At 68.0% G+C, this 21,412-nt stretch carries 23 protein-coding genes, 1 tRNA gene and 1 pseudogene; 12 read left to right on the forward strand and 13 right to left on the reverse strand.

Annotation, left to right across the window (positions count from 1 at the left end):
• Positions 1–296 precede the first annotated feature (296 nt).
• Positions 297–692: an SRPBCC family protein gene (locus QM806_RS18885; RefSeq protein ID WP_164709576.1), complete on the reverse strand. Its 396-nt coding sequence runs from the start codon at positions 690–692 to the stop codon at positions 297–299.
• Positions 693–803: 111 nt separating this feature from the next.
• Here QM806_RS18885 and QM806_RS18890 point away from each other — a divergent pair.
• Positions 804–1,200 (forward strand): annotated as a pseudogene (locus QM806_RS18890) (VOC family protein).
• On the opposite strand, the gene QM806_RS18895 reads toward QM806_RS18890, so the two are convergent.
• The 5 genes from QM806_RS18895 to QM806_RS18915 all read right to left on the reverse strand — a co-directional run bounded on the left by QM806_RS18895 (position 1,190) and on the right by QM806_RS18915 (position 3,838).
• The gene (locus QM806_RS18895) at positions 1,190–1,873 is read right to left on the reverse strand and encodes a helix-turn-helix domain-containing protein (protein ID WP_054247677.1); all 684 of its coding nucleotides are present in this window, start codon (positions 1,871–1,873) and stop codon (positions 1,190–1,192) included. The pseudogene QM806_RS18890 and the gene QM806_RS18895 overlap by 11 nt on opposite strands.
• Before the next feature lie 40 nt (positions 1,874–1,913).
• Positions 1,914–2,375 carry an RDD family protein gene (locus tag QM806_RS18900; protein ID WP_005565380.1) on the reverse strand — a complete coding sequence of 154 codons (462 nt, stop codon included), beginning with the start codon at positions 2,373–2,375 and terminating at the stop codon, positions 1,914–1,916.
• A complete protein-coding gene (locus QM806_RS18905) occupies positions 2,372–3,025 on the reverse strand; it encodes a hypothetical protein (protein WP_133985834.1) in 654 nt (217 codons plus the stop codon). Before QM806_RS18905 ends, QM806_RS18900 begins: the two co-directional genes overlap by 4 nt.
• Before the next feature lie 54 nt (positions 3,026–3,079).
• Complete coding sequence (locus QM806_RS18910; protein ID WP_005263438.1) at positions 3,080–3,475, reverse strand: DUF6292 family protein; 396 nt, start codon at positions 3,473–3,475, stop codon at positions 3,080–3,082.
• Positions 3,476–3,752: 277 nt separating this feature from the next.
• Positions 3,753–3,838 (reverse strand) — tRNA-Leu (locus tag QM806_RS18915).
• Between the two features lie 255 nt (positions 3,839–4,093).
• On the opposite strand from QM806_RS18915, the gene QM806_RS18920 reads away from it, so the two are divergent.
• The 7 genes from QM806_RS18920 (at position 4,094) to pknB (ending at position 13,827) form a co-directional block, all read left to right on the forward strand.
• Positions 4,094–5,398 (forward strand): FHA domain-containing protein, encoded by a 1,305-nt coding sequence (locus QM806_RS18920; protein WP_005263441.1) that lies wholly within the window; start codon positions 4,094–4,096, stop codon positions 5,396–5,398.
• 256 nt (positions 5,399–5,654) lie between these two features.
• Positions 5,655–6,119, forward strand: coding sequence for an FHA domain-containing protein FhaB/FipA (locus QM806_RS18925; RefSeq protein ID WP_005249074.1), 465 nt, complete (start codon positions 5,655–5,657; stop codon positions 6,117–6,119).
• Positions 6,116–7,585: a PP2C family protein-serine/threonine phosphatase gene (locus QM806_RS18930; protein WP_054247680.1), complete on the forward strand. Its 1,470-nt coding sequence runs from the start codon at positions 6,116–6,118 to the stop codon at positions 7,583–7,585. Before QM806_RS18925 ends, QM806_RS18930 begins: the two co-directional genes overlap by 4 nt.
• Positions 7,585–9,039 carry an FtsW/RodA/SpoVE family cell cycle protein gene (locus QM806_RS18935; protein ID WP_005249076.1) on the forward strand — a complete coding sequence of 485 codons (1,455 nt, stop codon included), beginning with the start codon at positions 7,585–7,587 and terminating at the stop codon, positions 9,037–9,039. Before QM806_RS18930 ends, QM806_RS18935 begins: the two co-directional genes overlap by 1 nt.
• On the forward strand, positions 9,036–10,523 hold the full coding sequence (locus QM806_RS18940) for a penicillin-binding transpeptidase domain-containing protein (protein ID WP_005263445.1): 1,488 nt from the start codon (positions 9,036–9,038) through the stop codon (positions 10,521–10,523). Before QM806_RS18935 ends, QM806_RS18940 begins: the two co-directional genes overlap by 4 nt.
• Before the next feature lie 2 nt (positions 10,524–10,525).
• Entirely contained in the window at positions 10,526–11,911 is a 1,386-nt protein-coding gene (locus QM806_RS18945) for a protein kinase domain-containing protein (RefSeq protein ID WP_005561059.1), read from the forward strand.
• Positions 11,908–13,827: a Stk1 family PASTA domain-containing Ser/Thr kinase gene (gene pknB, locus QM806_RS18950; protein ID WP_005263449.1), complete on the forward strand. Its 1,920-nt coding sequence runs from the start codon at positions 11,908–11,910 to the stop codon at positions 13,825–13,827. The genes QM806_RS18945 and pknB overlap by 4 nt, the downstream gene beginning before the upstream one ends.
• Before the next feature lie 60 nt (positions 13,828–13,887).
• Here the strand turns inward: pknB and QM806_RS18955 are convergent, their stop codons facing one another.
• Complete coding sequence (locus tag QM806_RS18955) at positions 13,888–14,541, reverse strand: aminodeoxychorismate/anthranilate synthase component II (RefSeq protein WP_005263451.1); 654 nt, start codon at positions 14,539–14,541, stop codon at positions 13,888–13,890.
• A 54-nt stretch (positions 14,542–14,595) separates the two neighbouring features.
• A complete protein-coding gene (locus tag QM806_RS18960) occupies positions 14,596–15,297 on the reverse strand; it encodes a DUF881 domain-containing protein (protein WP_007301411.1) in 702 nt (233 codons plus the stop codon).
• A 119-nt stretch (positions 15,298–15,416) separates the two neighbouring features.
• On the opposite strand from QM806_RS18960, the gene crgA reads away from it, so the two are divergent.
• Together crgA and QM806_RS18970 are read left to right on the forward strand one after the other, a co-directional pair.
• A complete protein-coding gene (gene crgA, locus QM806_RS18965; RefSeq protein WP_005249082.1) occupies positions 15,417–15,680 on the forward strand; it encodes a cell division protein CrgA in 264 nt (87 codons plus the stop codon).
• Positions 15,681–15,747: 67 nt separating this feature from the next.
• On the forward strand, positions 15,748–16,206 hold the full coding sequence (locus QM806_RS18970) for a PH domain-containing protein (protein ID WP_120660044.1): 459 nt from the start codon (positions 15,748–15,750) through the stop codon (positions 16,204–16,206).
• Here QM806_RS18970 and QM806_RS18975 read toward each other — a convergent pair.
• Both QM806_RS18975 and QM806_RS18980 read right to left on the reverse strand, forming a co-directional pair.
• Positions 16,200–17,117: a rhomboid family intramembrane serine protease gene (locus tag QM806_RS18975; protein WP_005249084.1), complete on the reverse strand. Its 918-nt coding sequence runs from the start codon at positions 17,115–17,117 to the stop codon at positions 16,200–16,202. The two genes, QM806_RS18970 and QM806_RS18975, sit on opposite strands and share 7 nt — an antisense overlap.
• Before the next feature lie 13 nt (positions 17,118–17,130).
• Positions 17,131–17,658: a peptidylprolyl isomerase gene (locus QM806_RS18980; RefSeq protein ID WP_005263459.1), complete on the reverse strand. Its 528-nt coding sequence runs from the start codon at positions 17,656–17,658 to the stop codon at positions 17,131–17,133.
• A 100-nt stretch (positions 17,659–17,758) separates the two neighbouring features.
• Between QM806_RS18980 and QM806_RS18985 the strand changes: the two genes are divergently transcribed.
• On the forward strand, positions 17,759–18,319 hold the full coding sequence (locus QM806_RS18985; protein WP_054247681.1) for a hypothetical protein: 561 nt from the start codon (positions 17,759–17,761) through the stop codon (positions 18,317–18,319).
• A 160-nt stretch (positions 18,320–18,479) separates the two neighbouring features.
• A complete protein-coding gene (locus QM806_RS18990) occupies positions 18,480–18,944 on the forward strand; it encodes a hypothetical protein (RefSeq protein ID WP_054247682.1) in 465 nt (154 codons plus the stop codon).
• On the opposite strand, the gene QM806_RS18995 is transcribed toward QM806_RS18990, so the two are convergent.
• Genes QM806_RS18995 through QM806_RS19005 form a run of 3 tightly spaced genes read right to left on the reverse strand, consistent with a single transcriptional unit; the run spans position 18,934 to position 21,399 of the window.
• A complete protein-coding gene (locus QM806_RS18995) occupies positions 18,934–19,905 on the reverse strand; it encodes a helix-turn-helix domain-containing protein (RefSeq protein ID WP_120660045.1) in 972 nt (323 codons plus the stop codon). The two genes, QM806_RS18990 and QM806_RS18995, sit on opposite strands and share 11 nt — an antisense overlap.
• Before the next feature lie 50 nt (positions 19,906–19,955).
• A complete protein-coding gene (locus QM806_RS19000) occupies positions 19,956–20,546 on the reverse strand; it encodes a chorismate mutase (RefSeq protein ID WP_120660046.1) in 591 nt (196 codons plus the stop codon).
• Positions 20,547–20,565: 19 nt separating this feature from the next.
• Positions 20,566–21,399, reverse strand: a complete 834-nt coding sequence (locus tag QM806_RS19005; protein ID WP_054247685.1) for a siderophore-interacting protein — start codon at positions 21,397–21,399, stop codon at positions 20,566–20,568.
• Between the last annotated feature and the right edge of the window lie 13 nt (positions 21,400–21,412).

Consider the following 21,412-nt stretch of genomic DNA (forward strand, 5'->3'; position numbering starts at 1 on the left):
GCCGGGACCTTGTACATCAACGTCGGCGGCACGATTAACATTAAGGATTCGCTCTTGCTCCATTAGGGACACCACATGCCTCTCGAGACATCCGCACATGGTTTTGCTGTTTGCACCCGCGATTGCGTCCGCATTTGGCTAATCGGTGTGCCAATGTGCGACAGGAGGGCTTTCACTGACGCCGAGCGGCAATAGCTGAGCGAAGTCACCACATCCGCACACTTTTTGGTCAGCTTCACACGCAATTGCATGCGCGTTTGACCAATCGGTATGCAAACGCGAGGTCCGCGGCCCCCTCACGCCTCCAGCAACCCCTTCAACCTCTGCAGGTCGGCGTTGACGGCCGCTGCGTCCTGCGCGAATTCGTCGGCGGTGACGCCGTCGCGTCGCCGGATGGTGAAGACGACTTCGCTGTGGTCGCCGTCGGTGATGACGCGCACGGGGTTGTAGACGGTGTCGCCGCTGGGGAGGGTGACGTCGTGGTCGAGGATGCCGTAGTCGTTGGCGGGTGCGAAGGTCACTGCGACCTGTCCCATCGGGGAGTCGGCGAGCCAGCGGTCGCCGTCCCGGGTGATGTTGGTGCTCAGGCCCGCCGCCCAGGCGGGGAGGTTGGCGGGGTCGCTCGCGTAGGCGTACACGTCGGCGGCGGGCCGAGCGATGAACACACTGACATGGGTTGATTCGGTGGTCATGACACCCAGCATCCCCGCTACACGGCACGGGTGATTGAAGAAATCGGACTCCGGTGCTCGATGTCCGAAACCTTCAATGCGGGTCCGCCTGAGGTCGTTAGCGTTCTCGGTATGACCGCAACATTCAGTGCCATCGAACTGGTCGTCCACGACCTGCCCACGTCGCTCGCGTTCTATCGGCGGCTCGGACTCGACATTCCCGCCGACGCCGATCAGGCACCGCACCGTCGAATTCGAGTTTCCCGGTGGGCTCCGCCTGCTGTGGGACACGGTCGAGACCATCCGCTCGTTCACACCCGACTGGACCGAACCGGCCGGCGGGCATCGCATCGGACTCGCCTTCGACTGCGGAACGGCCGCCGACGTCGACACGCTCTTCGACGAGTTCACGGGCGGCGGCTACACCGGTCGGAAGAAGCCGTGGGATGCACCGTGGGGCCAGCGTTACGCCACCGTCGACGATCCCGACGGCAACCCCGTCGACCTGTTCGCCGCGCTCACACCGTGACCAGCTGACCGAACGTGCGGCCGGTCAACTCGTGCGCCTCGCGGATAAGGTGGGCCTGATCGGCGAACCCCGCCATGCCGGCGGCCTGAGCTGCGGGAATGGATGAATCCGCCAGCCCCAGTGCCGACTGCAACCGAAGGATCCGGGCCAGCATCTTCGGTCCGTAACCGAATTGCCGTCGGCACAGGCGGTGCAGTTGGCGCTCGCCGACACCGATCCGGTCCGCGACCTCACGGACGGACGTCTGCTGCTCCAGAAGTCGCGCGATCGCGGGGATCCTGCCGTCCGGCGGCGGCCCGAGGAGCCGGCGAGATCTCGCGAACTCCTCGAGCGCCCGGCCCGGATCGGCGTCGTCGGCGATCCTGCCCAGAAACTCCGTGGTGGCGCGGTCTGTCAGCACCTCGGCGAGCGGCACCCGCAGATTGGTCAGCTCCTCCGCCGGCGTCCCCAGGAGATCCGGCAGAGTGCCTGGGGAACAACGTAATCCGACGTAACGGTCGCCGTCGCGGCTCCGGGTGAGATACGGCCGGGAGTCGGGGCCGGCCACGACGACGTCACCGTTCATCCAAATGAGATCCATACAGCCGTCGGGCAGGATGGCCGCGTCACCCCCGGCTGCGGTCTTCTGCCACACCACAGCGCCGGGGAACACCGACCGCCGCTCCGTGTACATGACCCCATGCTAGGCAGCTGCTACGACACTCTGCGTGGCGTCAGATCTCCGGCTCGCCGACATGCAGATCGGGCTCCCAGTCGTAGATGACGGCGGTCCGCAGCAGAATGTCCTGCAGTGACCGGCGGCGGCCGTCGACTGCCGCCCACAGCAATCCGAACCCGAACATCACGCACAGCACCGCCCGGAGAAGGGCCCGCAGCCAGCCGATCAGTTCACCGTTGCGGCTGACCACCCGCAGCCCCATCGTCACGGCACCGACGGTGCGGCCGCTCACCGACCAGCATGCCGTCAGGTACAGCACCGCCACGCCGATGAACAAGGTCGCGGAGAGCACGGCATTGGCATCGGGGAACGAGAACTCCTGCGGCGAGAACAGCAACCGCAGGAACAACACTCCGACATAGATGCCGCCCATCATGGCCAGGACGACCGCCAGGTCGATACCTGCGGCCAGTCCGCGGGTCACGATCCCGGCCGCACGATGCGCCGGCGTGCTCATGCATCGTCCGGTTCGTGCCCGCGCCCGAACCACTTGCCCACGAACCCGGCGACGGCGTCGTCGGCCTGCATGCCCTGGTTTCGCACGCCGCGGACCGCCTCGTTCGACATCGAGTCAGTCGACTCACGGATGATGCGCGGCAGGTCCACGCCCTCGATCACGGTGTCGGCCAGAACCACCAGGTCGACCCGCCCTATGACGGAGTCCACGTCGACGCGATCGACGATCGCATCCACGTCGATCCGTGCGGCGACGGCGTCGATATCCACTCGATCGAGGATCTGCGGGATGTCCACCCGGGCGGCGATAGCATCAATGTCCACCCGGTCGATGATGCGCTGGATGTCGATGCCCTCGGCGACGACGTCCAGGTCGACGTGATCATGCACGATCGCGGTGAGGTCCACCTCCTGAAGAGCGACGTGCACGATTCTCCGGAGTACGGCGTGCAGCAACCGATCCGCGAGTTCGTCCGCGCCGCGGAGTGTCTGGGTGCCGCGTTCCTCGAGGGTGACCAGCAGCGGATCGACGCCCGGCAGGAGTCGCGCCGTGTCGACGCCGAATCCGATCACACGTTGCAACGCACCGCCGGCAGTCGCGGCGACGCCGGCCGCGAGGCGCAGCGGATCGGGGTCTTTCCTGCCGTCCATACTCGTAATCCAAGCCGGTCTACGCTGGGGATGCAGGGGTTCCCGGAATCTGAGTCACCCGCGGGGTGCGCCGGGGCCGTGCACGATACGTGGGGCGGGCTGTCCGGACGCCGGTCGAGGGGCCCAGTCGGCGAGTTCGGCGATCAACTCGGCGACCCGATCCGAGCAGTGCGCGGGATCCGGTGCCGGTCCCAACCCGAGTCCCTCGACCACCAGCACGTTCCCCTGGGTGAGTCCGTGTACCCCGAGCGACCACCCGAAATGGCGGTTCCAGGCCAGAACGGCCTTCCGGCCGCGGTAGTAGGGGATCTCGCAGGACAGCGTCACGACCGCGTCGAAAGCGGGGGTGCACCACCAGTCGACCGACAGGGCGCCCACCGTCGTCGCGACGGAACCGACGTACTCACCGACATTTGCCGAGCTGGTGGCCCGGACCTGGCTGATGCTCATACACAACCCACTCTCGATTTCGCAGAAACCCAGCGGAAGGAGCCGGACGGCAGGTTCACACTCGAGTCATTCGTCACGGACCGTCCAGAGGACGGGTTCAGGTCCGGAGGGGCCGGAGGTTCGCGACGAGGCTTCTACTCCATCGTCGGGCTGCGACGGGGCGCCCGGTAGCCACCCTGGGGTGGGGATACGCCACCCCGCTCCTTGCGGGGAAAACACAAAGGCCACGAACTCATGAGTTCGTGGCCTCGATGTCGCGATTCCGGAGAATCACTTGTGGTGGGCGAAGGGGGACTTGAACCCCCACGTCCCGAAGGACACTGGCACCTGAAGCCAGCGCGTCTGCCATTCCGCCACTCGCCCGAGCGACCCGGAAACATTAACACGAGGTCGCCAGAAATTACGATTCGTACAGGTCAGGACCCGAAAAGGCCACAAAAACACCCGTCCAGACAAAGACCGTTATCATGCAATGGCGTAGACCCGTGTCGTGGCCCGAGGCAATGACAGTACCGTGGGATACACGCACGGCAGTGCCGCGACACGGACATGTCCCGTCACAGCCACCGCGCACCGAGGACAGAAGGCCCGACAGCCAGGCACCGTGAGGAGGTTCCGATGGGGATAGTTCAACGTTTCGAGCGGAAGCTCCAGGGAGCCGTGGGTGACGCGTTCGCCCGGGTCTTCGGCGGCGGCGTGGTGCCACAGGAGGTGGAGGCCGCGCTTCAGCAGGAAGCCTCCGACCGAATCCAGCAGTTGGACGGTGGGCACCTGCTCGCGCCGAACAGCTATGTCATCGCCATCAACAACTCGGACCACGAAGAACTTGCCGCCGACAGAGACTTGACGGTCAAGGCCTTCGCCCGACACCTCGAAGACTTCATTCGCGACCAGGGCTGGCAGACGTATGGTCCCATTCATGTCGCGTTCGAACCGTCGCCTTCACTGCACACCGGGCAGTTCCGCACCCGGGGTTCGGTGGATCCGGATGCCGGCCGCCCAGGGGCGGCCACGCCGGGGCGACCCGAACCGCCAGGCGGTCCCGCACCGCGACCACAGGCACCGTTTGTACCCGTCACGTCGAATCCAGGAGCTGGCCCCATGACGCAGAACTCAGGCTACGACCCCAGCCGCGAACCAGCGGGCAACCGCAATCCCGATCCCCAGTACGCGCGCAACGGTCATGCCCATGCAGGTCAGGACCAGCGGTACCCGCAGGGCTACCAGAACGGTTACGACCGCGGCAGCTACCAGCAGGGCGGCTACGACCAGCAGCAGTACCCCGACGACCAGCGCGGCGGGTACCCCCAGGATGCGGCGTACGGCCAGGCGTACGACCAGGGCGCGCAGGCTCCCGGCTACGACCAGCCCGCGGACGCCGGCTACGACTACCAGCAGGGCGGCTACCAGCAGGGCTACGACCCGCAGGCGTACGACCAGCAGGCGGCTCCGGCCCGCTACCCGGACGGTTCCTACGCCGACGCCGGCTACCAGCAGCCGCAGGGCTACGACCAGGGTTACGACCGCGGCGGGTACCAGCAGGGCGGTTACGACCAGCAGGCGTACGACCAGCAGGGCTACGCCGACTACGACCAGGGCGGTTACGGCCAGCAGGCCTACGCGACCGACGGCCACACGTTCACGGCGACGCTGCAGCTCGAGGACGGCAGCGGACGCCACTTCCAGCTGCGTGAGGGCAACAACATCATCGGCCGCGGCCAGGAGGCACAGTTCCGCCTGCCCGACACCGGTGTGTCGCGCCGCCACATCGACATTCGCTGGGACGGACAGGTCGCGATGCTGTCCGACCTCGGCTCCACGAACGGAACCACCGTCAACGGTGCCCCCGTGCAGGATTGGCAGCTGGCCGACGGAGACATCATCCGGGCAGGTCATTCGGAGATCCTGGTCCGAATCCTCTGAGGCTCCACCGAATCAGGTCCCCCAGTAGACACCGCCGATACCCGATCCCGAACTCCCTCACCGAGACACAACCGAGACGGCTTCGATACTGGACCGACACCGCGTCGGAGCCCGTGTCGGACGTAACACGGTGGGGACTCCGTATCGTTGTGGGCTGTCCGTATCCTGATCGCAGGGTGCGGGTTGCCCCTATGATGCTGCCAGAAAAAGACGCTGGAACCTCGAACGTTCCGGCCACAGAAGGAGGTGGACTGCCGTGCAAGGTTTGATTCTGCAACTCACACGAGCAGGGTTCCTGCTCCTGCTGTGGCTGTTCGTCTGGACCGTTCTGCGGGCGTTGCGCGGCGACATCTACGCCGGCTCCGGCGTCCGTGTGCCGCCCCGATATTCACGCAGCGGCAATGTGCTGCCGTCGCTGGGAAAGACCAAGACGGCCAAGTATCTGGTGGTGACGCAGGGCGGCCTCGCCGGCACGCGCATCACCCTCGGCACCCAGCCCGTCCTCATCGGCCGGGCCGACGACTCCACCCTCGTTCTCACCGATGACTACGCCTCCACCCGCCATGCTCGGCTCTCCCCGCGAGGCGCCGACTGGTACGTCGAAGACCTCGGCTCGACCAACGGCACGTATCTGGATCGCGCCAAGGTCACCACATCTGTCCGCGTGCCGCTCGGTACCCCCGTACGGGTCGGCAAAACGGTAATCGAGTTGCGCCCGTGACCCTCGTACTCCGCTATGCCGCCCGCAGCGACCGTGGCCTTGTCCGTTCCAACAACGAAGATTCCGTGTACGCCGGGGCCCGCCTGCTGGCGCTCGCGGACGGCATGGGCGGGCACGCGGCCGGTGAGGTCGCGTCGCAGTTGATGATCGCGGCCCTCGCGCATCTCGACGACGACGAGCCCGGCGAAGACCTCCTCGGCAAGCTCGAGGCCGCCACCCGGGAGGGCAACGACTCCATCGCCGACCACGTCGAGGAGGACCCCGAACTCGACGGCATGGGCACCACGCTCACCGCAATCCTGTTCTCCGGCAACAAGCTCGGGCTCGTCCACATCGGTGACTCCCGCGCCTACCTGCTCCGCGACGACTCCCTCGCGCAGATCACCCGGGACGACACGTTCGTGCAGTCCCTCGTCGACGAGGGACGGATCACCGCCGAGCAGGCTCACACCCACCCGCAGCGGTCGCTCATCATGCGCGCCCTCACCGGCAACGAGATCGAGCCGACGCTGACGGTCCGCGAGGCGCGTGCGGGCGACCGCTACCTGCTGTGCTCCGACGGACTGTCGGACGTGGTCAGCGACGAGACCATCGAGAACACGATGCGGGAGGGCTCGCAGGACGAGTGCGCCGACCGGCTCATCGAACTCGCCCTACGCAGCGGCGGCCCGGACAACGTGACGGTCGTCGTCGCGGACGTCATCGACCTCGACTACGGACAGAGCCACCCCATCGTCGCCGGTGCCGCCTCCGCCGACGACGAAGAGGACACCCCGCCGCCCAACACGGCCGCGGGGCGTGCCGCCGCGATGCGTCCGCCGCGGGCCACCCCGAAGCGGGTCGTCCCGCAGGTCGAGGAACCGCCGACGAAGAAGAAGCGTCACCGCATGTGGTGGGCTGCATTCGCGCTCGGTCTGATCGTCGTGGTCGCCGTCGCTGCCTTCGTGGGGCGGGCTCTGGTCCGCAACAACTACTACGTCGGCGCCGACGGCGAACGCGTCACCGTGCTGCGCGGAGTCCCCGGCTCGGTGCTGGGTTACTCGCTGCAGGAAGCGAATCTCGTCGGCTGTGTCAGCGATGCCGGCGACCTGACGTTGATGTCGCCGACCGAATCGCCGAACGGGTGCACCATCCTCGAGGTCGACGACCTCCAGCCGTCCGCCCGCGAGCAGGTGCGTGCCGGGCTGCCCTCGGGCAAGCTCGACGACGTCCGCAACCAGATGACGCGGCTCGCCCAGAACGATCTGCTTCCGGTCTGCGAGTCGGAGTCGTCCACCACCACGACGACGACGCCGGCACCGACGCCGGCTCCCGTCCCGGAGACCACGCCGCCGCCCGCGCCTGCACCTGTTCCCCCGGCCGAGGTACCGCCCGCTCCGGGGCCGACCGCACCCCCGACTCCGACCGCCACCCCGGCGCCGACCGTGACCCAGGTTCCCGGTCAGAACTGCAGGACGGCTAGCTGATGTCGGTCGCAAGTGCATCACCGGGGGCGCAGTTTCCCAGTCCACCCGGCGGGTTCGCGCCAGCCCCCGTCCAGTCGACGCGTCGGGGCACCGAGCTGATCCTGATCGGTTTCGCGATCCTGATCACGACGATCTCGCTGGTGCTGGTCGAGGCCAGCCAGGAACAGAGCATCACCTGGGATCTCGCCAAGTACGCCGCCGCCTATTCGGCGCTGTTCCTGATCGCGCATCTCGCGGTGCGCCGGTTCGCTCCGTACGCCGACCCGCTGATCCTGCCGATCGTCGCGCTGCTCAACGGCCTCGGACTGGTGCTGATCCACCGACTCGACCTCGCCGACGCACAGTCCGCCGCCTACTTCGGGTTGCCCGTGCCGTCGCCGGACGCCAACCAGCAGGTGCTGTGGACGACGCTGGCCATCGCCGGTTTCGTGGCGGTGCTGGTGCTGCTCAAGGACTACCGCCTCCTGGCCCGCTACAGCTACACGCTGGGCCTCGCCGGACTGGTGTTCCTCGCCATCCCGGCGATCCTGCCGTCCAGCTTCTCCGAGGTGAACGGCGCGAAGATCTGGATCCGCCTCCCCGGCTTCAGCATTCAGCCCGGCGAGTTCGCGAAGATCCTTCTGATCATCTTCTTCGCGTCGGTGCTGGTCGCGAAGCGCGACCTGTTCACCACCGCAGGCAAGCACGTGTTCGGCATCGACCTCCCCCGCGCCCGCGACCTCGGACCCATCCTGCTCGCATGGATGGTGTCGGTGGGTGTGCTCGTGCTGGAGAAGGACCTCGGCACGTCGCTGCTGCTGTTCAGCACCGTGCTCGTGATGCTGTACATCGCCACCGAGCGCGTCGGATGGCTGCTGATCGGCGCCGGACTGCTCGGTATCGGCTTCTTCTTCGCCTACCAGCTGTTCGGCCACGTCCGGGTCCGCGTCAGCACCTGGCTCGACCCGCTGGCCGACTACAACAACACCGGCTACCAGATCTCGCAGTCGCTGTTCGGGCTCGCGACCGGTGGCGTCGCCGGAACGGGACTCGGCAGCGGACGGCCCGCCCAGGTGCCGTTCGCGAAGACCGACTTCATCGTCGCCACGATCGGTGAGGAGCTCGGTCTCATCGGTCTCGCCGCCGTCCTGATGCTGTTCCTGATCCTCGTCATCCGTGGTCTGCGCACCGCGCTGGCCGTCCGGGACAGCTTCGGCAAGCTGCTCGCGGCCGGTTTGTCGTTCACGATCGCGGTGCAGGTGTTCGTGGTGGTCGGCGGCGTCACCAAGCTGATCCCCCTCACCGGGCTGACCACGCCGTTCATGTCGTACGGTGGGTCGTCGCTGCTCGCCAACTATCTCCTCCTCGCGATCCTGATCAAGATCTCCGACGCCGCCCGTGAGCCGGCCGTCCCGAAGAAGAAGGGCCCCGCACCCATCGCCGACGCCCCGACCGAGATGGTGCCGCGCTCATGAACACACCTCTGCGTCGCGTCGCGATCGCCGTCATGGTGATGGTGGTCGCCCTCCTCGCCAACGCCACCTACGTCCAGGTCATCAAGGCGGACAACCTGCGGGCCGATCCGCGGAACTCGCGCGTGCTTCTCGACGAGTACTCGCGTCAGCGCGGCCAGATCTCGGCGGCCGGCCAGGTGCTCGCGGCGTCCGTCCCGACCGACGACCGCTACAAGTACCTGCGCACCTACCCGCCCAACCCGGCGGCACCGTCCAGCCCGCTGGCCAACGCACCGGTCACCGGGTTCTACTCGATGCAATACGGCAGCACCGGTCTCGAGCGGACCGAGGACCCGGTCCTCAACGGTTCCGACAACCGGCTGTTCGGACGACGCTTCTTCGACCTCGTGTCCGGGCGCGACCCCCGCGGCGGCAACGTGGTGACCACCATCAACCCGGTCATGCAGCAGGTTGCGTACGACGAGCTGACGGCGAAGGGCTACACCGGTTCGGTCGTGGCGATCGAGCCGAGCACCGGACGCATCCTCACGATGGTCAGCACCCCGAGCTACGACCCCAACTCGCTCGCCAGCCATGACGGCACCGAGACCACCGCGGCGTGGGAGGCCCTGAATGCCGACCCGGAGAAGCCGCTGATCAACCGTGCGGTGTCGCAGACGTACCCGCCCGGTTCCACGTTCAAGGTGGTGGTGACCGCCGCCGCGCTCGCCGCCGGAACCACCCCCGACACCCAGCTGACCGCGGCCCCGCAGATCACCCTTCCCGGCACCTCCACGACGCTCGAGAACTACAACGGCTCCACGTGTGGCGGTGCCCCCACCGCGTCGTTGCGTGAGGCGTTCGCGCGGTCGTGCAACACGGCGTTCGTCGAACTCGGAGTCAAGACCGGCACCGACGCCGTCAGCGACCAGTCCAGCGCGCTCGGCATCGGTGGGCAGATGCCCGGCGTCCCGTTCCCCGTCGCGGACAGCACGATCGGATCGATCCCCGACGACGCCGCACTCGGCCAGAGCAGCATCGGCCAGCGAGACGTCGCGCTCACTCCGCTGCAGAACGCGATGATCGCGGCTACCGTCGCCAACGGTGGCGTGCGGATGCAACCGCAGTTGGTATCCGAATTGCAGGGGCCGGACCTGTCCAACCTCGCGACCACCAACCCGGTCTCCGAAGGCCAGGCGATGTCGTCCCAGGTGGCGGCCACCCTGACCGACCTGATGATCGGTTCCGAGAACAACACCAGCGGCGAAGGCAAGATCCCGGGCGTCCAGATCGCGTCCAAGACGGGCACCGCCGAGCACGGGACCGACCCTCGGAACACCCCGCCCCACGCCTGGTACATCGGATTCGCACCCGCCCAGAACCCGACCGTCGCCATCGCGGTCATCGTCGAGGACGGCGGAGATCGTGCACTGGCCGCAACCGGCGGCTCGGTGGCTGCACCTATCGGCCGTGCCGTCATCGCAGCCGGACTACAAGGGGGCTGATTGTGGCACTGAACAACGGCGCGCTGATCGCCAATCGATACCGCCTGATCCGGCTCATCGCCACGGGCGGAATGGGACAGGTCTGGGAAGCGACGGACAACCGGCTCAATCGTCGTGTCGCGGTGAAGGTGCTGAAGTCCGAGTTCTCGTCCGACCCGGAGTTCGTCGAACGATTCCGCTTCGAGGCGCGCACCACCGCGCAGCTGAACCATTCCGGCATCGCCGGGATCTACGACTACGGCGAGGTCCGCGACGCCACCGGCGATTCCACCGCCTACCTGGTGATGGAACTCGTCAACGGTGAGCCGCTCAACGCCGTCCTCGCACGGGTGGGCCGTCTCGCGGTGCCGCACGCCCTGGACATGCTCGAGCAGACCGGCCGGGCGTTGCAGGTGGCGCACGACGCCGGTGTCGTGCACCGGGACGTGAAGCCGGGCAACATTCTGATCACCCCCACCGGCCAGGTGAAGATCACCGACTTCGGCATCGCGAAGGCCGTGGAGAACTCGCCGGTCACGCGTACCGGCATGGTGATGGGCACCGCGCAGTACATCGCCCCCGAGCAGGCGCTCGGGCAGGACGCGACCGCGGCGAGCGACGTGTACTCTCTCGGCATCGTCGGCTACGAGGCGCTGTCCGGACGTCGCCCGTTCGTCGGCGACGGCGCGATCACGGTCGCGATGAAGCACGTGCAGGAGGCACCGGCACCGTTGCCGAGCGACCTGCCGCCGAACATCCGCGAACTCATCGACATCACCATCGCGAAGGATCCGAGCACCCGCTACGCCAGTGGTGGAGAGTTCGCCGACGCGGTCGCGGCGGTCCGGGCAGGCAGGCGTCCCCCGCCGCCCGGCATGTCGGGTACCGGGGCGGCGCGGGTGCTGCCCCCGCCGATGACCGGCGCAACCCAGATGATGCCGCCCTCGCAGACCGCGTACGCGGGACCGGTCACGGGGCAGGTGCCGCCGGACGACTCGAACGGTGACGGCAAGAAGGGCGGGCTGACCAGCGGCCAGAAGGCCGTGGCCTGGGGTGCGGGTGGTCTGCTGGTGCTGGCGGCGATCATCGCGCTCGCGCTCGTCCTGTTCGACGGTGGTGACACGAAGGAACCGACGTCGCCGGCGATCACGTCGTCGCTGCGGACGATCACGACGACACCGCGGCCGACGACCACCACCACGACCGAGGAACCGACGACCACCACCGAGCCGCCGTATACGACGACCACCACCCAGCCGTTCACGACGACCACCACCCAGCCGACGACCACGACGACGACAGAGCCGACGACGACTACCACCACCACGACCACCACCGCACCCACGACGACGACCACGACGACCACGTCGGAGGAGTCAACTACTCCGACCCCACAAGGACTGCCATGACGACACCGCGCAACCTCTCCTCACGCTACGAGCTGGGTGAGATTCTCGGCTTCGGTGGCATGTCCGAGGTCCACCTCGCCCGCGACGTCCGGCTCAGCCGGGACGTCGCGATCAAGGTCCTGCGCGCCGACCTCGCCCGCGACCCCACGTTCTACCTCCGGTTCCGCCGGGAGGCGCAGAACGCCGCGGCGCTGAATCATCCGGCGATCGTGGCCGTCTACGACACCGGCGAGGCGGAAACCGACGCGGGACCGCTGCCGTACATCGTGATGGAGTACGTCGACGGTGACACGTTGCGGGACATCGTGCGCGGCGAGGGCCCGATGGCGCCCCGCCGCGCGATGGAGGTCATCTCTGACGTGTGCGCGGCGCTCGACTTCAGCCACCGCAACGGCATCGTCCACCGCGACGTGAAACCCGCCAACGTGATGATCAACCGGGCGGGCGCGGTGAAGGTGATGGACTTCGGCATCGCGCGAGCGATCTCCGACGCGTCCAGCCCCATGACGCAGACCGCTGCCGTCATCGGCACCGCCCAGTACCTGTCGCCCGAGCAGGCCCGCGGCGAGCAGGTCGACGCCCGCTCCGACGTGTACTCGCTCGGGTGCGTGCTGTTCGAGATCCTCACCGGAGAACCCCCCTTCAAGGGTGACTCCCCGGTCGCGGTCGCGTACCAGCACGTGCGGGAGGACCCACAGACCCCGTCCGTGGTCAACCCGGACATTCCGCGTGAGCTCGACTCGGTGATCCTCAAGGCGATGAGCAAGAACCCCGCCAACCGCTACCAGACCGCCGCGGACATGCGCAGCGACCTGGTCCGGGTACTCGGCGGGCAGCGCCCCAGCGCGCCGATGGTGATGAGCGACGAGGACCGCACCACGATCCTCGGTGCCGTCGACTCCGGCGCGGGGAACTACCGGCGCCCGCAGTCACCCACCCCGGCCACCGCGTCGAAGACGGACGGCGGCGAGCCCGACAAGAAGAAGAACCCGATGCGGGTGGCGTTGATGGCGCTGGGCGCCCTCATCGTCGTCGGCATCGTCGGCGCGTTCCTGTGGTCCGTGGGACCGGGTTCGAAGGCCGATCAGGTAACCATGCCGGACGTCACGAACCAGGCCGCGGACGACGCCGAGACGACACTGCAGAACCTCGGTTTCCGCGTCGCCCGGCAGCAGAAACCGGACGCCGTCGTGGCGACCGGCAACGTCATCACCACCCGGCCCGTCGGCGGGGTGCAGGTCGACGAGGGCAGCACGATCACCCTCGAGGTGTCGTCCGGACCCGAACAGGTGAAGGTCCCGCGGCTCGCCGGCCTCACCCAGCAGGAAGCGCAGCAGGAGCTGAACGCGGTGGGTCTGCGGCTCGACACCGCCGTCGCCCGCGCACCGTCCGACGTGTCCGACGTCGACAAGGTGATCGAGCAGAACCCGTCCTCCGGGGCGAGCATCTCCCTCGACTCCGAGGTCGCCGTCACGCTGGGCACCGGGCCGGAGCAGATCCGCATCCCCGACGTGACCGGCCAAAAGGTCGAGGTCGCGCAGGCCAACATCGAGGGTGCCGGATTCAAGGTGCAGATCCAGAACATCGATTCCGGTGTGCCGAAGGGCCAGGTCGTCTCCACCGACCCCGTCGGCGGCTCCACCGCAGCCAAGGGCGACACCATCCAGATCCGGGTGTCGAACGGCAACAATATCGAGATGCCGGACCTGACCGGCAAGACGGTGTCGCAGGCGCTCGCCGAGCTGCGCAGCGCCGGCTGGAGTGGGTCGTCGAGTTCGATCAATCAGACGCAGACGTCCACCCTGGACCCGGAGATGGTCGGCAAGATCATCAGCCAGGAACAGCCGCCGGGATCGGAGATCACCAAGAACGGTGTCGTCTCGGTCGGTGTCGGCGCGCTGGGCATCCCGCGGTAGGCGCCTCCGCCGCCTGTGCGCCTTTCTGGTTGCGGTAGCTACCACAAAGGCGCACGGGCGCTACGCGCCCAGCGCCTGCGCGACCTCGGTCTCGAGGGTGGCGACGAGGGATTCCTTCGGGGCTTCGCCGCAGACGGTGAGCCAATTTGCGAGCATGCGGTGCCCACCCTCGGTGAGCACGGACTCCGGGTGGAACTGGACGCCGTGGATCGGCAGTTCCCGGTGCCGCATCGCCATGACGATGCCGCTGTCGGTGTGGGCGGTGACCTCGAGTTCGTCCGGGATGGTGTCTTCCAGGACGGTCAGCGAGTGGTAGCGCGTGGCGGTGAACGGGTCGGGCAGACCCGCGAGAACACCCTCGCCGGTGTGGTGGACGACGCTGGTCTTGCCGTGCAGGAGTTCGGGTGCCCGGTCGACGGTCGCGCCGAACGCGGCCCCGATCGCCTGGTGCCCGAGGCACACCCCGAGAAGCGGTGTCTCGGCGGCGGCGCATGCCGTGACCAGGTCCATCGTCGCGCCTGCCCGCTGCGGTGTGCCGGGGCCGGGGCTCAGCAGAATGCCGTCGAACTCGGCCGCGGCCGCCGCGACGGCGTCGGGCCCGGTGAGGTTCGGATCGTCGTTGCGCCAGACCACGGCCCGTGTTCCCAGCTGTCCGAGGTACTGCACCAGGTTGAACACGAAGCTGTCGTAGTTGTCGACGACGAGAATCCTCATGGAAGCAGGGTATTCTGCCCGCCTCGTGCGCTGCACGGCCGGGGACCGTTCAGGTCAGTGCCCCGCGTAACCGGGCACGGTGAGTTGGCCGGACGCCGCCTCCGAATAGCCGAGGCCGAACCGCGACGCGTATTGCTTGAACACCCGGATTCCGGGTTCGTTCGCGAGCGCCGCCTCCAGTCGCGTGGGGTCCCCGATCGCCGACATCACGTACGGCGGGCTGTAGGTGCGGCCGTGCAGCAGCAGGGTGTTGCCGATGCAGCGCGGCGCCGACGTGTTCACGATCCGCTGGTCCTGCATGCTGATCGCCTCGGCGCCACCCACCCACAGCGCGTTCAGCACGCTCTGGACGTCCTGCTGGTGGACGACGAGATCGTCCGGGGACGCGTCGACGGGGTATTTGCCGTCCGCGTCGCGGGGGGCGTCGGTGAGTGTGACGGTGACGCCGGGACCGGTCATCGGTGTGAGTCCGGCATCCGTGGCGAGCGCCTTGGTGTCGGCGAGCGCCTGCGCGACACCGCTGTCGGACGCGGCGGCGTCCTGCTGCAGCGACTCGACCTGCGCCGCCAGCCGGTCGCGGGTCTCGGCCACCTGGTCGGTCTCGGACTGGGCGTTGCGCACGAGGTCGGACAGCCGGGTGGAATCGCCGGCGCGGATCTCGTTGCCGTGCGACACCTGACGGGTGGTGGCCACCAGCAGACCGGCCACGAGACACACCACCAGCACCGCGATCCGCCAGAAGATCGACCTGGTCACCGGTGTTTCCGTCCCCTCGTCCTCGCCGCGCGAATCGCGGCTACGTTAGCGTGTACACACGCAGGTATTTCCGAATCTACCTGCCCACATTCCCGTAGAGCCGCACGAACGAGGACGTCATGCCGAAGTCGAAGGTCCGAAAGAAGACCGATTACACGATCAACCCTGCGAGCCGCACCCCGGTGAAGGTGAAGGCCGGCCCCTCCAGCACCCTGTACGTCTCGGTGATGCTCGGGTTCATGCTGGTCGGGCTGGTGTGGCTGCTCGTCTACTACCTGGCCGCCGACCAGCTCGAGTGGATGAACAACCTCGGTGCCTACAACTTCCTCATCGGATTCGGCTTCATGGTGGTCGGTCTGATCATGACGATGCGCTGGCGTTGACGATCACAATTACACCGATGTCATTCATCCCCAATGTGGACAACCCCTGTGGATAGCCGCAGGTCGAGTGCTGATGTCTGCTGACGAGGCGCCGTTGGAGTGGTCGACGCCCCTCGGCGCGGTGATCGCGCTCGCTGCGGGCGGAGTCGCGTTGGGGGTCGCGGGACTTGCCGTGTCGACCGAGCCGGCGGGCCGTGTTCTCGTGTGCGTCGCCGCCCTCGGGCTGCTGCTGACCGCCGCGTCGGCGCTCCGGCAACGCCCCCGTCTCGCCGTCGACAAGGAGTGCGGCGGGATCGTGGTGAACCGGCTGAGAGGCCGCCACAGGTATGCCCGCTCGGAGATCGAACGCGCGCGACTCGTGCGCTACCCCCGGCTGGGCCGCCGGGTGCCGATGCTCGAGATCGACATCCGCACCGAGGACGGCACCGAACGCCTCCTGATCTTCGGCCGCTGGGATCTCGGCACCAATCCGGAGGACGTGTTCGACGCCCTCGCGGTGCATCGTCTGGTGGGCCGGGGTCAGTAGCCAAAGCTCGCGCGGAGCTGCAGGGTGCGGACCGCGATGACGGCCAGTGGCACCAGCACCACGACGCCGAGGCAGATCCAGCCGACGGTGATTGCCTTCTCCCGGTTGTTCCCGGCACCCAGCAGCTGGGGTCCGTAGAGAATTCCCGCGGTGGCCGCGGCTCCGGCGACCAGGCCGCCGAGATGCCCCCACAGTGAGATGCCGGGGATCGTGATGCTGATGATCACGTTGACAGCGATCACCGAGATCACCGGTGCGGGGCTGCGTCGCAGCCGCAGGAGGATGACGGCCTGAGCGCCCATCAGTCCGAAGACGGCGCCCGACGCCCCCGCGGTGACCGCGCCGAGCTGGAACAGCATCACTGCGGCGGAACCGCCGAGCAGGGACACGAAGTACACGCAGGCGTAGCGGGCACGGCCGAGGACCAGTTCGGTGTCGCGGCCGATAACCCACAGCGCGAACATGTTGACGGCCAGGTGAATGATGCCGAAGTGGAGGAATCCGCTGCCGAGCACGCGGACGATCTGCCCGTCCACGACAGCGGGTGGGAACAGCGCCCAGTCCGCGAAGAGCTTCGATCCCGCCTGGTTCTGCATGATGCTGCGGGACTGCGCCGCGGTGATCAGGAAAATGCCGACGTTCACGGCCATCAGGATGTACGTCACGAGCGGCACCGCACGCTGCGTGGTCACGGCGCCGGCGACGTTGCGGACCTGACGGACATCACGCTGCCCGGCGGCCACACAGTCGACACACTGGTAGCCGACGGCCGCTTCGCGCAGGCACTCGGGGCACGCGGGACGACCGCACCGATTGCACGACAGTGCGGTGGGACGATCGGGGTGGCGGACGCACCGCGGCTGGGGCGGAGTGCCCTCGTTCGCGGCACCGCCCCAGCCGGGGTTGGTCATGTGCTGCGGTTCCCTACGCGATGGTGACGCTGTTGATCACGACCGGCTCGAGCGGACGGTCCGCGCGATCCGTGGCAGTGGTCGAGATGGCGTCGACGACCTTCTTCGACTCCTCGTCGACGACCTCACCGAAGATGGTGTGGCGGCGGTTGAGGTGCGGCGTCGGGCCGGTGGTGATGAAGAACTGCGAACCGTTGGTTCCCGGGCCTGCATTCGCCATGGCCAGGATGTATGCGCGATCGAACTGCAGTTCCGGGTGGAACTCGTCGCCGAACTTGTAGCCCGGGCCACCGGCGCCGGTACCCGTGGGGTCGCCGCCCTGGATCATGAATCCGTCGATGACGCGGTGGAAGACGGCGCCGTCGTAGAACGGTCCGGAGTCGGTGCCACCGGCGTTGGCGGTGCTGTAGTCCTTCGAACCGTTGGCCAGGCCGACGAAGTTCTCGACGGTCTTGGGCGCGTGGTTGCCGAACAGCGCGATCTTGATGTCGCCGCGGTTGGTGTGCAGCGTTGCGGTTGCGGTCTGATGAGGTGAAGTCACACCACCATGTTGCCATTGTGGGGTTCCGTGTGGTTCCGCCGCGGTGACTCGAGTCCTTCGGATCGGTTCGTGCTCCCGGTTCTTGTGACAAAGTGGGGACATGACACGAGCGACGGAGTCCCTCACGAATCTGCTTCCGACCGAACGCGCCGAGACCCTGCAGGAGCAGGTGTCCGAACGAGTCGAGACCGCTCTGGCCCACGTCGAGGATTCGGCTTCCCGCGTCAAGGAATCCGAGGCTGTCGATCAGGCGCGGCGCTACGCAAGCTCGGCGGCACTCGCCACGGCTCGCGGCGCCGGCCAGCTCAGTCTGTTCCTCGGCCGTCAGGGTGCCTCGCTGGCCAAGAAGGGCTACGAACGCGCCCGGACCGTGCCGGTGAAGAAGGTCGCCCAGGATGTCGTTCGTCCCCTGACCTCGGCCGCGGCGCCGGTCGAGGAGAAGAAGTCGCGAAAGGGCCGTCGCATCGCGATCATCGTCCTCGTGGGTGCCTCTGTGGCCGGGGGGGCGGTGTTCTTCAAGAGCCGCCGCCGCGAGCAGCCGCGGGTCGCGTCCGCTCCCCCGAACCTGCGCGACCTCGACAGCACGAACACGCAGGAGCCCACGCCGCCCGCGGCGACGAAGCCCCTCACCGCAACCGACCCGTCACTCCCCGGCCAGTAGGGCGCGCGCTCGCTCGGTGTCGCCCGGCGCCAGCCGGGCGGCTGCAGGATCGGTCGGCACGGTCTCCGGCATCTGCGAATCCTTTCGTTTCACGGCTTGTACCAGGGGTATCCCGCAGGCAGATGCGCACCAGCGCGAGGATCCGTTCCGAGGAGCAGACATGACCGCCAGACGTATCGTCCACCGTATCGCCGCCGTCGCGTTTCCGATCGCCGCCACCGCGGCTGTGCTGACGGCCGGCCCTGCCGGCGCCGACCCGCCCCACCCGTTCGGCGGACCGGCTCTGACCATCGGATGCCCGAACCAGGGCAGCCTGATGTCGTTGACGGCGCTCACCGGACAGTCCGGGCCGGAGGCGTCGCCGCCCATCGCCGACGGCGACATCCGGTTCGAGTCACGCCCCGCCGCAGCACCGATTCCGGCAGCCGCGCAGGTCACCGTGGCCTGGGTCAACACCGACAGCGGACGGTCGGGGATCGTGAACCTCGGCGGTGTCTACCCCTTCCTGTCCGCGACGGTGAACACCGGCGTCGGGAACGTGGTGGCGACGGCGTTCGGATCGATCAACTTCGGCAGTAGCCCGATCTGCCAGGCGAACCCGGCCATCGGCACGTTCATTGCCTGAGTTCGGCCGCGTTGCAGCCGAACCGGCGCCGATAGTCGGCCGGTGCGACGCCGACCACCCGGTTGAAGTGGTGACGTAGAAGCGCACCGGACCCGAATCCGCTGCGTCTCGAGATCGCCTCGAGACCGAGGTCGGTGCCCTCGAGTAGTTGCCGTGCGTAGAGGACCCGCTGCGTCGTCAGCCACTTCACGGGGGTGGTGCCCGTCTCGGCCGCGAACTTGCGTGCGAAGGTGCGCGTCGACATGGACGAGCGCGCCGCGAGCTCGTCGACCGTGTGGGGCAGCTCGAGATTCTCGCTCATCCACGCCATCGTCTCGCTCAGACTGTCCGACGTGCACGCGACCACCGGCTGTTCGATGAACTGCCGCTGTCCCCCGTCGCGTTGCGGCGGCACGACCATCCTCCGGGCGATCGTATTGGCGACGGTGGAACCGAGCTCCCGGCGGACCACGTGCAGGCAGGCGTCGATGCCTGCCGCGGTGCCCGCACTGGTGACGAGGTTGCCCTCGTCGACGAACAGGACGTCGGGGTCGACGGTTGCCGTCGGGAACCGGGTGGCCAGTTCGTCGACGTACTCCCAGTGGGTGGTGCACTTGCGTCCGGCCAGCAGTCCCGCCTCGCCGAGCAGGAATACACCCGAGCACAGGCTGAGGACGATGGCACCGGCATTCGCGGCCGCACGCACCGCGTCGAGCGCCTCCACCGGGAAGCCGGACTGCGCCCCCGGCGGCGGGACGACGACGAGATCCGCGTCGCGCAGGAAGTCCAGCCCGAAGTCGGCGGAGAGTGTCAGTCCCGGTGTGATCGACGCGAGCGGTTCGCCGGGACGGATCCCGCAGATCCGGAAGTCGAACGGCGGAACCCCGTGTTCGGTGCGGTCGATTCCGAACACTTCACAGACCACCCCGAACTCGAACATCGAGACACGGTCGAGGAGGAGCGTCGCGACCTTGGAGATCATGACCCCAGTCTAATTGGCGACATCTTGTCGGACCATGTCGAAACGGCCAGTCATTCGCGGACCGGCCCACAGATCGACACGAGCGCACGCGCCAGCGTGGCCTGATGCAGCGGGTCGAGGCGTTGTTCGGCCGCCACCGCGACCGTGGCGTCGACGAGCGCGGGCACGCACCCCGGACCGGCGAGCACGGCCTCCTGTTCGCGCAGCTGCAGGAGTATGTCCGAGTTCCGGCGGTCGATCACCGGACGAACCTGTGTCAGGTCGGGCCGGACAGTCGGCGCCGCACCGGGCGCGACGCTCCACCAGGCGAAGAGGGCCCGCTGCACCTCCTTGTTGGCCTCGATCTGGTCCCGGAAGACCTGCTGCACCCGCGCCGCGCTCAGGCCCTCGTCGGCGGCCTGCGTGGCGACCGCATTCAGAACCTGCGCCTCGCGCGCGGGATCGTCGATCGGTGACGGGGTGCCCCACTTGGCCGCCGCCACCGCGTCGGCCGTGGCGAGGCGCAGCGAGACCGCCCGGGCGATCGGTTCCAGTGGTCGGGTCTGCGCACCCGCGGGCGCGGTACCGCCTGCCGTCAGTAGCCCGAGCATCACCGCGGCGACGGCCGCGCGGGCCGCGAGTGCTGGCCGGACCGTGGTCATGGTGCGAGTGTAGGGCCGGTCAGTCGTCCAGCCCGGCGACTCCGCGTTTCCAGTACCCGGTGAACAGCGAATCCATCCGGTCCCGGCTCCACGCGCGCAGAGGCTTGATGTCGGTCGCCTCGCCTGCCGCGAACAGGAAGGAGCGGCCGTCGGGCAGATCGAGCGACTGCACCGTCGACGCCACGGCGGACTCGCTGCCGTCGCGCACGAGCCACGTCACGTCCACGTTCTCGCGCACGGCCAGCGGGTAACCGTGCTCGACGTCGTCGTCGGTCTCGATCACGACGTGCGCCGAGACGTCGGCCGGGGATTCGTCGAGCCACCGCGCGACCGCCGGAAGCGCGGTGGAATCGACCGCGAAGACGTAGTGGTCGAAGTTGTGGGCGAATGCCTTCGCGCCGGGCGGTCCGGCGATGGTCACGTCGTCACCGATCGCGACCGTCCTTACCCAGGAGGACGCGAGCCCGCCCTCGTGCAGCACGAAGTCGAGGTCGAGTTCGCGGGCGTCGGCGTCGTAGCGGCGGACGGTGTATTTCCGCGTGGTCGGGAGCGGTCGCGGCCAGTCGAGCATCATCGCGTCGTTCACCACCGGGACGCGGCGGGTGCCGTCCGGATCGGGGAACACGAGCTTGACGTGATCGTCGGCCTGGTAGGTGTGGAATCCGTCGAGTCCGGGGCCCCCGAGCGTCAGACGCACCATGCGGGGTGTGACGTACTCGCGTGCACGGACCGTGACCGTGCGGACTCCGATCGGGTATCCGATGCGTGCGGTTCCCTCACCGGTCCGGTGGTGGGATGCGACGCGACCGCGCGGGTCGAGACGTTCACGGGCTCCGGGATCGAGGGCAGTCATGAAGTAAGGGTAA

The sequence above is a fragment of the Rhodococcus sp. IEGM 1351 genome (assembly GCF_030056875.1).
Classification (GTDB): domain Bacteria; phylum Actinomycetota; class Actinomycetes; order Mycobacteriales; family Mycobacteriaceae; genus Rhodococcus_F; species Rhodococcus_F opacus.